This window comes from Candidatus Rickettsia barbarica (genome assembly GCF_041477405.1).
Classification (GTDB): Bacteria; Pseudomonadota; Alphaproteobacteria; order Rickettsiales; family Rickettsiaceae; genus Rickettsia; species Rickettsia rickettsii.
Genome location: NZ_JBEWYL010000001.1, coordinates 275,854 through 290,000 on the forward strand (window position 1 = coordinate 275,854; position 14,147 = coordinate 290,000).

A 14,147-nucleotide genomic window follows, 5' to 3' on the forward strand; every position below is an offset into this window, starting at 1 on the left:
ATAAAACTATAAATAATCTATGAATCAAAGTAATATAATCTCTCCTGAGTTATTGGATGAGAGAAGAAATATTGCAAGGCAAGGGGGCGGTGAAGTTAGGATCAACGCACAACATCAAAAAGGTAAGTTAACTGCACGAGAACGCATAGAAGTATTATTAGATCCGGATAGCTTTACCGAAACAGGTATGTTTGTATCCCATAGATGTGATAATTTTGGGATGCAGGATAAAAAGTTTTTAGGTGACGGCGTTGTAACGGGACACGGTACGATAAACGGTAGGTTGGTATTTATTTATAGCCAAGATTTTACCGTACTCGGTGGCTCTCTCGGCGAATATCATGCTAAGAAAATCTGTGATATTATCGATCAAGCTATAGAAACCGGTGCTCCCGTAATCGGTATTAACGACTCAGGGGGAGCAAGAATTCAAGAAGGGGTTGATGCTCTGGCCGGATACGGTGAATTATTTCAGCGTAATGTTTTAGCGTCGGGTGTCATCCCTCAAATTACCCTAATTATGGGCCCTTGTGCCGGTGGTGCGGTATATTCTCCTGCCTTAACCGATTTTATATTTATGGTTAAGAATAGTTCTTATATGTTCGTAACTGGTCCCGATGTAGTAAAAACCGTTACGGGTGAAGAAGTAAGCCAAGAAAAGCTCGGCGGTGCTAGGATGCATACCACTAAAAGCGGCGTTGCCGATCTTGCATTTAACAATGATATAGAAGCATTGCTTGAAATTCGTAAATTCTTTAATTTCCTTCCGTCATCCAATCGTAGTCCTCTTCCTGTTCGTTCGACTGTTGATCCTGCCGATAGAGTTGATATGTCTCTTAGCACGTTAATACCTAACACTCCTAATAAGCCTTATGATATGAAAGAGCTTGTTGAGCGTATCGTTGATGAGGGAGAATTTTTTGAACTACAACCTGATTTTGCTAAGAATATCATTATTGGCTTTGGTTATATGGAAGGTTATCCGGTAGGATTTGTGGCTAATCAGCCTTTGCATTTAGCAGGATGTTTAGATATAAACGCCTCAAGAAAAGCAGCAAGATTTGTTAGATTTTGTGATGCTTTCAATATTCCTATAGTAAGTCTTGTTGATGTGCCTGGATTTCTGCCTGGTATATCCCAAGAGCATGACGGTATTATTAAACACGGAGCTAAGCTGTTATACGCTTATGCGGAAGCTACAGTGCCGAAGATTACTGTAATTACCCGTAAGGCTTATGGAGGTGCTTATATAGTTATGAACTCCAAGCATCTTAGAGGTGATATAAACTATGCTTGGTTTAATTCGGAAATCGCTGTTATGGGGGCAGAGGGAGCAGCCGAGATAATATTTAAGGAAGAATGTAAAAACCCTGAAGCTAAAAAACAAAAAATCGATGAATATAGGAAAGTAGTAACTTCGCCTTTTGTTGTGGCATCTAGGGGATATTTGGATGATATTATAAGACCGCAAAATACCAGATGGCGAATATGTAAGGCGTTAAATTTCCTGCGTACTAAAAAAGTAGAACTGCCTTGGAAGAAGCATGATAATTTGCCGCTTTAGCTGTTATCCCGTGGTGTGACCATGGGATCTCAGAATACAGCCTGTGACACAAGACCCCGTGGTCAAGCCACGGGGTGACATTAGGATATAAAAAACTATGAATAAACCATTATTTGATAAAATTTTAATTGCTAATCGTAGTGAGATCGCCGTTAGGATAATACGTACCTTAAAAAAGATGGGGATAAAGTCGGTGGCAGTATATTCTGAAGCAGATACAAACTCAATGTATGTGCAGCATGCAGATGAGGCTTATTATATAGGTGATTCCCCTGCAACGGAAAGTTATTTATCTATTAAAAATATTATTTCGGCGATTCGTGAAAGTGGCGCAAGTGCAGTACATCCAGGTTACGGTTTTTTATCAGAAAATCCAAATTTTGCTAATATTCTTAAAAGAGAAGGTGTTGTTTTAATAGGACCGAGTGCCGGAACTATTAAAAAAATGGGCGATAAAATCGAAGCAAAAAAGATAGCGATAGAAGCCGGAGTTAACACCGTGCCAGGTTATATGGGCACTATAAACGATGTTAAACAAGCTATAGATATTGCTAAAGAGATTGGTTTTCCGGTAATAGTAAAAGCGGCTGCCGGCGGCGGTGGACGTGGTATGAGAGTAGTGAATAATCCCGCTGAAATGGCCAATGCTTTTGAGTCGGCAAAGCTTGAAGCAGCCAATAGTTTTAGTGACGATAGATTATTTATTGAGAAGTTAATTCAAACTCCCCGTCATATCGAAATTCAGCTAATTGCCGATCAATACGGCAATAGTGTATGTCTCGGAGAGCGGGAATGTTCAATACAGCGTCACCATCAAAAAGTAATCGAAGAAGCACCAAGTTCTTTTATTACTGAAGATATAAGGCAAGAAATGTATCGGCAGGTAATATCCTTATCTCAAAAAGTGGGATATTATTCGGCCGGTACCGTTGAGTTTATAGTAGATAGCAATAAAAATTTCTATTTTTTAGAGATGAATACTAGGTTGCAAGTCGAGCATCCTGTTACTGAGCTAATTACCGGTATAGATATCGTTGAAGAGATGATACAAATCGCAGCCGGCGAGAAATTATCATTTACACAAGATGACGTAAAATTAAAAGGTTGGGCATTTGAATCACGAATTTGTGCCGAAAACCCAAGCCGAGGTTTCTTACCTTCTAGCGGTAGAATTATAGCTTATTCCGAACCTGCAAAGAGTCCTAATATCCGTATAGATACAGGGATTGGGCTTGGCGGCGAAGTAAGTATGTTTTATGACTCAATGATTGCAAAATTATGTACTTACGGTGAAACAAGAGAGCAGGCAATTGAGCTAATGCATTCTGCTTTGAGTGCTTATATAATTAACGGTATTGCTCATAATATCAGTTTCTTAGAAGCGGTAATGCTACATCCACGCTTTGTTAGCGGCGATATTTCTACTGCCTTTATTCAAGAAGAATATCCTGACGGTTTTTCCGGAGCTAGTCTAACTTCAGAAGTAACTACCGTATTTTTAGCAACGGCTATTTTTATTTATATATCGGAGCAAAGACGTGCTTCTTTAATTTCCGGCAATATTAACAATCAGGCTAACAAAATAGGTACAAGGTGGGTAGTAACTATCGATGATAAGCTATTTCCTGTATTAATTACACCTGTTGAAAACGGCTATAATATACGTCACGAAAGCGATAGAATATATATTCGTAGTAACTGGAATTTAGGTAATGAACTTTTTACGGCTATAATTAATGGTAAAAAGACAAATGTGAAAATTGAGAATATCAGAACCGGTTATTTATTATCGCATGCCGGTATTAGCGTAAAAGCCTTTGTACGCTCTCCTCGTATCTCAGAACTTGAAGCGTTGATGGTCTCAAAAGTAGTGGTGGAAGAAAGCTCCGAACTACAAGCTCCTCTAAGCGGTCAGATTGCTGCAATAAAGGTGAAAGAAGGGCAGGAAGTGACGGCAGGGCAAGAAATTATGATTTTAACTGCTATGAAAATGGAAAACCTGATTCTTGCCGAAAGAGATGGAAAAATAGCTAAAATTTTTGTTAATGAAAAGGATAATGTTATAAGAGGGCAGGTATTATTAGAATTTGCTTGATATGTTAGATTCTGTAAAGGATAATTCCATTATTTATATTTTCAGATATTTTTTAGCGCAAATTAATAAGATGTTTGCAGTAATAGTTGTTCCTATTTCAAAACAATCTTATAATTTACAGCAAAGAAGAGCAAAAATAGATTAATTTAATTTTCCTTCCGTAAGATTTAGATGAGCCATGGTTCCTCCGTATTTTAATTAGATACATATATTACCATGAAATATGATTCTCATGTTTTATGGTAATATATGTATCTAATAAATGTGTAAGAGGTTTTGTCGTCATTGTGAGGCAAATTGTACGTTTTGATTAAGCAATATAGTTATAATAATATTAGTATTTTTAACTAGACCCCATGGACAAGCCACAGGGTAACAATTAGGAAACTGGTCCACGCAACAACGTCTATGCAGGAATGACATAAGAGCAGGCAATGAAGCAATCTTATCGTAGGAATGACATTATTAAAGCTCAGAATCAAATATTTTTATATCACCGCCTAAAGACGTTTCTTCATCAAGTCTCTCAAGGGCAAAAGTGAAAATATACCTGATTTAGAAGGAGTATGTTCTAACCTAGAGCCTATGTTAGGTTTTTCAGTTTCAACCTTAAAATCAGAAACATAGTCCTCGTCTTCTACTACAGTATTTGTATTTATTGGAATTTTCTTCCCGCTAGAATAATCTTCTAACAGTGCTTTAATTTCTGCGAAATTTTGTAAATCTTTAGATAGTTGTTTTTTGAATTTAGACAATTTTTGCTTTATTTGTTCTGATGATAAATTCTTATATCCGTCATAATGTGATGATATACGTGTTTTTCATATCGTCTCTAATATGTATTGGTGGTTAGGATTATTAGCTTTTTCACACAATGTAGAAATCTCAGTGATTTGAGTGGGTTGACACGATACATCGCTATATGTAAGTTATCTTTTTCCCATCCTTTAACATTATAGTTACCGTGTTTAAGTAAATATTTTACTATTGTGACCTGCCCATACTCTGATGCAAGCATTAAAGGTGATACATCTGTATTGCCGTTAATCGTTTGTATCTAATAATGTTTTTACCGCATTTAAATTACCGTATATTATTGATACTTCTAGAGCTACATCTAAATTAGCATTTTTAGATAAAAGATACTTTGCAATTTCTTTTCTATTTTTTAAATTTGCGGTACTTAATGGTGTGTTAAACGATATTCAGTATTAACATCAAAACCGTATATTTCAACAAATTTTTTAATTACTTCAAGCTTATTTTCGTTTATTGCTTTAAAAAAGATTTGCTTATGAAGACCGTTTACATTTTGACCACCTTGTGCTGCTTCTTCTAAGGTTGTATTTAAATAAGTTGCTCCTTTTATTAAAAGATCACATGTAATGTCTATTTTGTAAGGTTCTTCCAAACCGGCAGTAACATTTAGTGTATTAGAACCATAATGACTAAAATTTACATTCACTCCTTTTTCTTCTACAAAATACTTTACTAAAATTAAACTTTTATTGTGTATTGCTTGTATTAGACTGGGATTAGGTTCAAACGTAAGATGATTAAGTAAATATTCAGCTTGTGTATTATTGTTTTTAAGTGCGAATTCTAATGCTTTGTATTTATTTTACACCTTGCGATATAAGGTCTTCCATGAGATTTATTTTATTTAAATTCGGATCATCTAAGCTAGCTATAATATTTAATGCTGTTCCGTCTTTAGGATGAAACGCATCAAAATATTGTTTTAAATACCCTAGAGTTATTACATTTTCTGTTTTAGTAGTTTCCGGCTTAATAGTTCTTTTAATTTGAGAACCCCCTGGAGCTGTGGAGGAGTTGTGCATGATAATTTACCTTAAATTAATTTATAGCGTGCGTACTATAGATTAATCTAAGTAAATTATCAACATCTTAATTGATAGTAAAATAATTTACGATTTCTTAACTTTAAGTTGTATTTGATGGTTCTCTAATTCTACTTTACTTACATAATCAGGCGTGAAATTTTTAGCAAACTCGCCTAAAGTTTGTTCTTTAATAAAGTCTCCATAATTATCAATTATCTTAGATAAATTAAACTCGCTTATTATCTCAATTAAAATCCTGTCAGTGATAGAGAAATCGGCATCTTTTCGAGCCTGTTGTATAAAGCGTACAATGTCTCTTGCGTATCCTTCTTCTATTAACTCAGGTGTTAGCTCTAAATCAAGTATTAACAAGCTACTATTATTCTCAAAACTTGCTGCTCCTTTGATATGTGAATACGGTGCTAAAACTAGCTTATATTCGTCACTATTTAAGGTTTCACCGCATATAGCTAAACCGTCTGCGATAGCTTCCCACTCACCTTTTTTAGAAGCGGCTATAATCTCTTTCATTTTATGCGGCAAACGTTTACCAAGCATTGGGAAATTAATCGATAGTTTTTTGCTTGCGTAATTCTCTAGATCGTCACGATAAATTACTGCCTTAACATTAATTTCATCTTTAATTAAATCTTCAAAATCTTTGAGGTTGTTATTATGTTTACTGATAATAGCTATGCTAGCAAGTGGTTGTCTTACCCTGATATTTTCAGTGCTTCGGATAAATAGGCTATTACTGCAAATATCAAGCACGTTATCCATAGTAGCAACCAGCTCGTGATTTATTTCAAAGTCTGAGAGAGTAGGGTAGTTGCAGAGATGTACGCTAATCGCGTCATTGCGAGGCACTGAAAGTGCCGTGGCAATCTTATGAGATACTCCTGAAATTGCTTTGTCAAGACTTGTGTCTTTCCTCACAATGACGTTTGATTTTTCTGAGAGTGCCGTGTCGTTACGCTCCTCACAATGACGTAATCCCTTATATATCGCTTCCGAAATCATAGGCACTAGTGCCGACATCGCAATAGTCATGGTGTCTAAACATGAATATAGAGTATTATAAGCATTTTGCTTATCTGTATCTTTTTCGCTTTTCCAAAATCTAGCTCGGCTTCGTCTTATATACCAGTTATTCAAAACTTCAAAAAATTCTGAAACTGCATGATAAGCTGTTTGCGTATCGAAATTATCTAAGCTCTCTTCAATTTTTTGTACGGCTATTTTAAGCTTAGATAATATATAAACATCAAGTACGTTTTTAGAGCTAAAATTAAGCTTGCCTTTAAGCGAATCGGTATTAGCATACATCGTAAAGAAATGGTAAGCATTCCATATAGGTTTGATAAATAGACGAAGCGTATCAAATACCATTTTGCCGTCTTTATCAATTAATAGCTCCTGACCTTTAACAACGTTTGAAGATAACATCGTAACTCTTAAAGCGTCAGAGCTGTATTTATCAAATAGCTCCAGCGGATCGGCGTAGTTATTAAGACGCTTTGAAAGTTTTTGACCTGTAGAGTCTAAAATTATGCCGTGGCATATACAATTTAAAAACGGTGGGCGATCAAATAAAGCGGTAGATAGCACCATTAAAGTATAAAACCATCCGCGTGTTTGAGCTGAATACTCAACTATAAAATCAGCCGGAAAATGATCCTCAAACCACTCTTTATTTTCAAAAGGGTAATGGGCTTGCCCATATGGCATTGAACCGCTTTCAAACCAGCAATCAAACACGTCTTCTATTCTACGCATTGTTGATTTACCGGTTGGATCGTTGGGATTTGGTCTTGTCAGTTCATCGATAAAAGGACGATGTAAATCAGTAACTTTAACACCAAAATCTTTCTCTAATTCCTCTATAGAGCCGTAAACGTCTATGCGTGGATATTTTGGATCATCGGACTTCCATACAGGCAGCGGCGTGCCCCAGAATCTATTACGGCTTATCGACCAATCACGGGCATTTTCAAGCCACTTACCAAATAAATTATCTTTAACATGGAAAGGTATCCAGTTAATTTGCTGATTTAACTCTACCATTCTATCTTTAAATTGTGTAACCTTTACGTACCATGACGGAACAGCCTTATATATAAGAGGCGTATCTGTTCGCCAGCAATGAGGATAATTATGAATATACTGCTCGGTTTTTAGCCAATTTCCTTGCTCTTTCAGTTTGATTATTATTTTGTCATTTGCATCAAATACTTGTAAGCCCTCTAAATCAGGAATTTCTTTAGTGAATTTACCGCTATTATCAACAGGACAAACAAGCTCAATACCTTTCGATTCACAAAGTATTTGGTCATCTTCACCAAAACCTGGAGCCATATGTACGACTCCCGTGCCGTCACCCTCAACCACGAAATCGCCTGCAAATATCTTGAAGCTGTTTGGATGATTTTCGAAATAGTCGAATAAAGATTTATAGCTCAATCCTTGAAGTGCTGAACCTTTAATTATCTCAAAATTTTCTTCACCGCTAAGTCCTAATTCTTTAGCATATTTAGAGACGGAATAGGCAGCTATTATATAACAAACATCATTTTTAGGGACTAATGCATAATCTATATCACTACCGACTGCTAAGGCTAAATTTGACGGCAATGTCCAAGGTGTTGTCGTCCAAGCGAGTATACGGTATTCTTTAAAAGATCCTGTGGTCGTAGCCACGGGATGAGATAGTACAAAACTCACCGTTACAGCTTTATCGGCTCGCTCACGATAAGAATTATCAAGTCTTGTTTCAAAATTAGAAAGCGGTGTTTCGCATGCCCAAGAATAAGGCATTACCCGCATAGATTCATACAATAACCCCTTATTATATAACTCCTTAAATGCCCAAAGTACGGATTCCATAAAATTCTTATCCATCGTTTTATAAGAATTTTTAAAATCCACCCATCTTGCTTGACGAGTTACATATTCTTCCCAATCATTAGCATATTTCATTACCGAAGCTCTGCAATGTGTATTAAACTTCTCTATACCAAAATTAGCTATTGCAAGACGTCCTGAAATGCCAAGTTCTTTCTCTGATTGCATTTCAGCAGGAAGACCGTGACAGTCCCAACCAAAGCGACGTTCGACTTTCTTACCTTTTATGGTTTGGTATCTAGCATATACGTCTTTAATAAAGCCGGTAAGCAAATGACCGTAATGCGGCAAACCGTTTGCAAAAGGCGGGCCGTCATAAAAAATAAATTCTGACTCTCCGTTCCTATCATCAATAGATTTTTGGAATATATTATTGTCTTGCCAAAATTTTAGTATCTCTTGCTCTAAGCCTGCAAAATCAGCATTCGAGCTAACTTCAGGATAATATTTAGTATTTGTCATTATTTTAGAAATTATTTTTAAAAATATCTTCATTATATGTAAGAGAGGTCATAATACAAGAATTTTTAAGGTAGTTAAGAAAGTAATAAGGTGTATTACAGATTAAAAGATGATATAGAAATTTTGTCTAACTCAATTCATTTCACTATTAGTTACTAGCTATCGTTTCAGTTTCATAAGCCGGATAATATTTGTGCTTCGTATCCTAAATACTGCCACTCTTCATTTAAATATTTAAACATTACTTCAACTCTAGTATATTTTGTTAAATCGCTAAGGCCCTGTGCTTTAGCATCATTTTCTACTTTATTACTTAATATTTAGTAGGAGCTTTTGTTTTTGCTCTAAATTAATAGTTTTCATAAGCGCTAGCAAATCACAGATTTTAAATATTAAATTCTTTACATATTTCTTTTCTGTTTTATAAGAATAATATTTGTCATCATTTATCTTCTCTTGAAGATCTAAATTATTCAGAGAAAAGTATCTTTAGTGTTTTTGAATTTTCACCGAAATAACTTATAGGGATAACTTGATTATTAACTAATGTTCTAGCATGTTCTTTATTAGAACATGCTTTTTTAAATTGAGTTTTCATATTATGTGAATTAGCAAATCAAAACAATATTGCAACTTAATTGTAAGCTAGCTCAAGCTTTGTCTGCTGTATATATCGGATAATGTTTTCCTGTCCTTTTTCTTCCGTAAGTAAAGCCATTAAGGAAGAAGAATCAAGAATTATTGTTATGAGAAGACATTATTGGGTTACAAGTTAAAATTTAGAATTTTCTTTATTCGCTTTTTGATATTTCTGTTTTAAAAATTCATCAACAAATGATTCTGATTTAGAACCATGTTGTTTAAACAATGCTTGAGCTTCTTTTACAGTCTTATGACAAGTGATTAAATGTAATTTATTATTAACTTTATTTATAAGTTTCAATAGCATTTTTATATTTGATATGGAGTTAATATTACCAATTAAGCATATCTACGTAAACATTCTAACTATGGGGATCTTTGAAGGGGCGAGTAATTTTTTCATCTGTGAGAAAGTTTTTACTATATTTTCTAAGGCAGTCTCAATCAATTTATCGGTTTCAATATAATTGTCCGATTCGTCTTGGATATAAAAAAGAATAGATGAAACATAAACCGAGAGCAATAAGCTTCTTTTGGTATAATAGTTAAAATCAAGAGATTTATCACTGGCATAACGCCAAATAGCATCACAACTACGGAATGCAACTTCAGTTCCTTGTATTGGGTTTAATGCAAAATAAGCGGCATTCTTACTATGAATAATAGGAAGTACGGTTTTGACCCTAGTCTTTACGGCCAAAGATATTTTTTCTCTTATTTTTGATGGTTCTACTATTATCTTTAAGCTTTCTAGCATAATATTATCTAAATACTCTTCCAAGAATCCTACTATTTCGGATAAACCTTCTGGAAAAACTATTAAGCTATAGCCTTTTGCGAAACCGCATTTTTCTTCTGCTTCTTCGAGTAGTTTATTATTCCATTCATTAAATGGTAATAAGTCTAATAAAGATTGCACGAAGCTTATTTTTTTGATATGGTGTTCTTCTTGAATGCTCATATTTTTAACCTTGACATATAACTGAATTATAGGGTATAGTTCAATAAACCACAATATCTTTTAAGGAGAGTAATTTTAGTGATACTAGTAAATGTTCACGCCGGTAATTGTGATAATACGCTTAAGAATTTTAAGAAAAAGCTACAAAGAGAGCTTTATTTTCGTAAGATGAAAGAACAGCGTTATTATGAAACACCTTCAGCGAAGCGTGTTCGTAAAGTACAAGAAGCAGCAAGAAGACAGAGAAAATTTGCTCGTAAAAAAATGTTTGATAAATAAAATTTCAAACAATTTTCATACTAAATAAAAAGCTAGAAATATTAATATTTCTAGCTTTTTTTATTGTCATCTAGTTGCTTGACCATGTGTTGTACGAACGTTCAAGATGTCATTCCTACGCAAGCAGGAATCCAAAAAATAGCCATACAAAATTTTATGTATTTGATGAAATAAATATAATAAAAAAACAAGTTTTTATATGTTTGACTGGATTCCCGCTTCCGCGGGAAAATGACATAAAAACAATCAATGCAACAACACCCCGCTTTTGCAGAAATGACAATAAGACACTTAAAACTTGAAATATTTTCAATTAGCTTTTTTTTATGTTATAAAGAACTGTTATAGTCATATAAACAGTATCTATGCTTAGTTATCTTAAACAAAATTTACATTCTTATTTTTCTAGTAGAGTACTAACTTTTACTTTAGCAACAGCAGCTATTATTTTTGCTTGTGCTACTTTTTATGTGATATCTTTAGAATCAAAGAATTTTAGTACGATTATTGGATTTTTATTAGTTGATTTAGCAATTTTTTTAATTTTAGGTGTTGTACTAACTCAAAAATTTTTTACTAAAAATAATAATAACGATAGTTCTAAATTACAAAATCGTATTGTAATTGCCTTTAGTTTAGTTGCAGCTATTCCAACTATAATTGTTTCGGTATTTTCTGTTTATTTTTTTAATCTTAGTGTTCAAGCTTGGTTTGATAAGAAGATTTCTACGGTTCTTGATCAATCCGTGATAGTTGCAGAATCGTATATTGCCGAGCATAAATTACAGCTAAAAGAAACGGCTTTAGCCGTTGCTGAAGATTTAAGCGATATGTATTACGATTTAATTCACAATCCCGCTTTATTTACTAAAACACTTAATACTGAAGCAGAGATGCGTTCGCTTGATGAGGCTATAGTTTTAAACAAATCTACTAATACTATAGTAGCTAATAGTTATTTAAGTTTTTCATTATCATTTGCAACTATCCCTGCACATTTAATAAAAAAAGCGGATTTAGGTGAACTGGTGGAAGTAAAATCCGATCCAACCAAAATAAGAATGCTGATTAAGTTAAAAGAGTATAATGATGTGTATTTATTAGTTGGTAGATTAGTAGATAATAAAATTATCGACCATGTAGATGCAACTAACGGAGCAGCTGCCGAGTATAATAGCCTTAAAAATGAAATAGATAATATACAGATTAAGTTCTCTATAATGTTTATCTTTATTGCCTTATTACTTCTTTTTGTAGCTATAAGTTTCGGGGTTATATTTACTGCTAAAATAGTAAAACCTATTAAAAAATTAGTTACTGCAACCGATAACGTTAAAGACGGCGATTTAACGGTACAAGTGCCTGAAAATGAAGTAGATAAAGACGAAATAGGCACGCTTTATGTGGCATTTAATAGAATGATTAAGCAGCTTTCTCGCCAGCAGCGTGATTTAGTTATAGCACAGAGGGCTATGGCTTGGTCAGATGTTGCAAAAAAAGTAGCCCATGAAATCAAGAATCCGTTAACTCCTATTTTACTTGCTTCTGAAAGATTGCTGAAGAAATTTAGCCCTGAAATTAAGGAAAGGGTAGAATTTGAAAATTATTTAAAAATGATTATTCGCCATACTAACGATATTAAAAATATAGTATCCGAATTTGTTCTTTTTGCACGTCTTCCTGCTCCTAAATTTACGAAGAGTGAATTAGTTTATTTAGTTAAACATATTGTTGAAGCACGTAAATTACTTAATGATCATATTTTGTATAAATTTGAGTCTAACGTAGAACAATTTGATTTTATGTGTGATGCTACCCAAATAAATCAAGTTATGATCAATTTATTGAAAAACGCAGAAGAGTCAATAGAAGGACGAGCATCAGGGAAAATAGAAGTTACTATAGATGTTAAAGATGATTTTATTAGCGTTATTGTAACGGATAACGGTAAAGGATTCCCGCCTGAGCTAATAGGCAAAGCTACCGAAAGCTATGTTACGACCAGCAGTAAAGGTATGGGAGTAGGGCTTGCTATAGTTAAAAGAATAGTCGAAGAACATTGCGGCATTCTAGATATAGCAAACAGAGAAGCAGAGGGAGCAATAATCGATATAAAATTTGATTTAAAAGAATTGGATTTAAAGGTTAAGCGTTTGGAAATGTAGTATTTTACTAGAGGATGCAGTTCTTAAAGAAAATTTAGAATCAATTATTTATCACCTAATATGAACACAAATCATAAACAAAAAGCAAAGTTATGAATGTAGAAATCACAGAGTTTTTAGCAAAAGAGCTTATTATAGAACAATCCCCTAAATGGTTTCATTTACCTATCAAACCGGTTGAATTTAGTGGTTATGATAATAGAACCTTTCATTTAGGCGATGAAATGTTAATTAGATGACCAAGTGCAGCAAAATATGTAGGTGCGGTTTCAAAAGAACACAAATGGTTACCAATATTAGCGCCTAACTTGTCATTTCATATCCCTAAGCCTTGAGCTTTAGGTAAACCTTCAAAAAATTATCCTTGGAATTAGTTAATATATAAATGGATTGAAGGAAAAAAGTGCAAATAGCTTTGATACTAGTAGCTTAAATTTATCTCTAATTGCTTCTGATCTAGCAAAATTTCTAAATGAATTGCGTAAGATTGATATAATTGATGGACCTGTTCCAGGTACTCATAACTTTTGGCGTGGAGGTGATCTTGCAATTTATGACCTTGAGACAAAAATAGCAATTAAAAATTTAAAAGATTTGGTTGATGCAGATAAAGTTCTATCTGTTTGGGAACAAGCATTAAAGTTTCAGTGGAATAAAAAACCTGTATGGATTCATGGTGATTTTGCAAGTGGTAATATTATTATAAAAAATGGTAAGCTTAATGCAGTAAGCGATTGTGGAGGTATGGGTATTGGTGATCCTGCTTGTGATTTGGTAATAATTTGGCCTTTTCTACAAAATGAAGCAAGAGAAATTTTTAAAGAACAGCTAGCATTAGATGATGATACTTGGGCAAGAGTACGAGGTTGGGCTTTGTGGAAAGCTTTAATTGCTCCACTAGATGGTTTGGATGCTGTTAAGAATTTACAAATTATTCATGATATTTTATATGAGCATGAAAAATTATGATTGAGATAGCTATTTATAAATTACTATATCAATGAGTAATAGACATCTGCGAAGTATATAGACTAGAGTTTAACTAAAGTTTTGTAATTATTATAAACCGTTTAAAGAAGGATCTAAATCTAGATATATAGAACAAAAATAAAATAATTTCAAAATTGTAGTTGACATAGCTGATTATATTGCATATAACTACATCTATCCAAAGCGATAAATGAAAAAAAGTCGCAGCTGTTTTTAAAAGTAAATAATTAGATATAGATAGTGA

Annotated in this window: 15 protein-coding genes and 1 pseudogene; 7 read left to right on the plus strand and 9 right to left on the minus strand. The window is 33.8% G+C overall.

The window, feature by feature from the left end; genetic code table 11:
• Positions 1 to 19 precede the first annotated feature (19 nt).
• From ABVF33_RS01630 to ABVF33_RS01640, 3 genes are all read left to right on the plus strand, one after another.
• Positions 20 to 1,564, plus strand: coding sequence for an acyl-CoA carboxylase subunit beta (locus ABVF33_RS01630; RefSeq protein ID WP_499705999.1), 1,545 nt, complete (start codon positions 20 to 22; stop codon positions 1,562 to 1,564).
• Between the two features lie 97 nt (positions 1,565 to 1,661).
• Positions 1,662 to 3,659, plus strand: a complete 1,998-nt coding sequence (locus ABVF33_RS01635; RefSeq protein ID WP_499706000.1) for an acetyl-CoA carboxylase biotin carboxylase subunit — start codon at positions 1,662 to 1,664, stop codon at positions 3,657 to 3,659.
• A 1-nt stretch (position 3,660) separates the two neighbouring features.
• Positions 3,661 to 3,804, plus strand: coding sequence for a hypothetical protein (locus ABVF33_RS01640; protein WP_499706138.1), 144 nt, complete (start codon positions 3,661 to 3,663; stop codon positions 3,802 to 3,804).
• Between the two features lie 355 nt (positions 3,805 to 4,159).
• Here ABVF33_RS01640 and ABVF33_RS01645 read toward each other — a convergent pair whose 3' ends face one another.
• The 9 genes and pseudogenes from ABVF33_RS01645 to ABVF33_RS01685 form a co-directional block, all read right to left on the minus strand.
• Positions 4,160 to 4,414: a hypothetical protein gene (locus ABVF33_RS01645; protein WP_499706001.1), complete on the minus strand. Its 255-nt coding sequence runs from the start codon at positions 4,412 to 4,414 to the stop codon at positions 4,160 to 4,162.
• 66 nt (positions 4,415 to 4,480) lie between these two features.
• Positions 4,481 to 4,677 (minus strand): annotated as a pseudogene (locus tag ABVF33_RS01650) (hypothetical protein).
• A gap of 25 nt (positions 4,678 to 4,702) precedes the next feature.
• Entirely contained in the window at positions 4,703 to 4,864 is a 162-nt protein-coding gene (locus ABVF33_RS01655; RefSeq protein WP_499706128.1) for a hypothetical protein, read from the minus strand.
• Positions 4,843 to 5,124: a hypothetical protein gene (locus tag ABVF33_RS01660; protein ID WP_499706002.1), complete on the minus strand. Its 282-nt coding sequence runs from the start codon at positions 5,122 to 5,124 to the stop codon at positions 4,843 to 4,845. Before ABVF33_RS01660 ends, ABVF33_RS01655 begins: the two co-directional genes overlap by 22 nt.
• A 151-nt stretch (positions 5,125 to 5,275) precedes the next feature.
• On the minus strand, positions 5,276 to 5,500 hold the full coding sequence (locus ABVF33_RS01665) for a hypothetical protein (RefSeq protein ID WP_499706003.1): 225 nt from the start codon (positions 5,498 to 5,500) through the stop codon (positions 5,276 to 5,278).
• A gap of 87 nt (positions 5,501 to 5,587) precedes the next feature.
• Positions 5,588 to 8,866 (minus strand): isoleucine--tRNA ligase, encoded by a 3,279-nt coding sequence (ileS, locus tag ABVF33_RS01670; protein WP_499706004.1) that lies wholly within the window; start codon positions 8,864 to 8,866, stop codon positions 5,588 to 5,590.
• Between the two features lie 469 nt (positions 8,867 to 9,335).
• Positions 9,336 to 9,464, minus strand: coding sequence for a hypothetical protein (locus ABVF33_RS01675; RefSeq protein WP_499706005.1), 129 nt, complete (start codon positions 9,462 to 9,464; stop codon positions 9,336 to 9,338).
• Positions 9,465 to 9,638: 174 nt separating this feature from the next.
• A complete protein-coding gene (locus ABVF33_RS01680; protein ID WP_499706006.1) occupies positions 9,639 to 9,815 on the minus strand; it encodes a hypothetical protein in 177 nt (58 codons plus the stop codon).
• A 42-nt stretch (positions 9,816 to 9,857) separates the two neighbouring features.
• Complete coding sequence (locus ABVF33_RS01685) at positions 9,858 to 10,469, minus strand: COQ9 family protein (protein WP_499706007.1); 612 nt, start codon at positions 10,467 to 10,469, stop codon at positions 9,858 to 9,860.
• A gap of 78 nt (positions 10,470 to 10,547) precedes the next feature.
• Between ABVF33_RS01685 and rpsU the strand changes: the two genes are divergently transcribed.
• The 4 genes from rpsU to ABVF33_RS01705 all read left to right on the plus strand — a co-directional run bounded on the left by rpsU (position 10,548) and on the right by ABVF33_RS01705 (position 13,882).
• Positions 10,548 to 10,748: a 30S ribosomal protein S21 gene (gene rpsU / locus ABVF33_RS01690; protein WP_499706008.1), complete on the plus strand. Its 201-nt coding sequence runs from the start codon at positions 10,548 to 10,550 to the stop codon at positions 10,746 to 10,748.
• A 365-nt stretch (positions 10,749 to 11,113) separates the two neighbouring features.
• Positions 11,114 to 12,913, plus strand: coding sequence for a sensor histidine kinase NtrY-like (locus ABVF33_RS01695; RefSeq protein ID WP_499706009.1), 1,800 nt, complete (start codon positions 11,114 to 11,116; stop codon positions 12,911 to 12,913).
• Between the two features lie 92 nt (positions 12,914 to 13,005).
• On the plus strand, positions 13,006 to 13,152 hold the full coding sequence (locus tag ABVF33_RS01700) for a hypothetical protein (protein ID WP_499706010.1): 147 nt from the start codon (positions 13,006 to 13,008) through the stop codon (positions 13,150 to 13,152).
• A 151-nt stretch (positions 13,153 to 13,303) separates the two neighbouring features.
• Positions 13,304 to 13,882 (plus strand): phosphotransferase, encoded by a 579-nt coding sequence (locus ABVF33_RS01705; RefSeq protein ID WP_499706011.1) that lies wholly within the window; start codon positions 13,304 to 13,306, stop codon positions 13,880 to 13,882.
• The last annotated feature ends 265 nt before the right edge of the window (positions 13,883 to 14,147 follow it).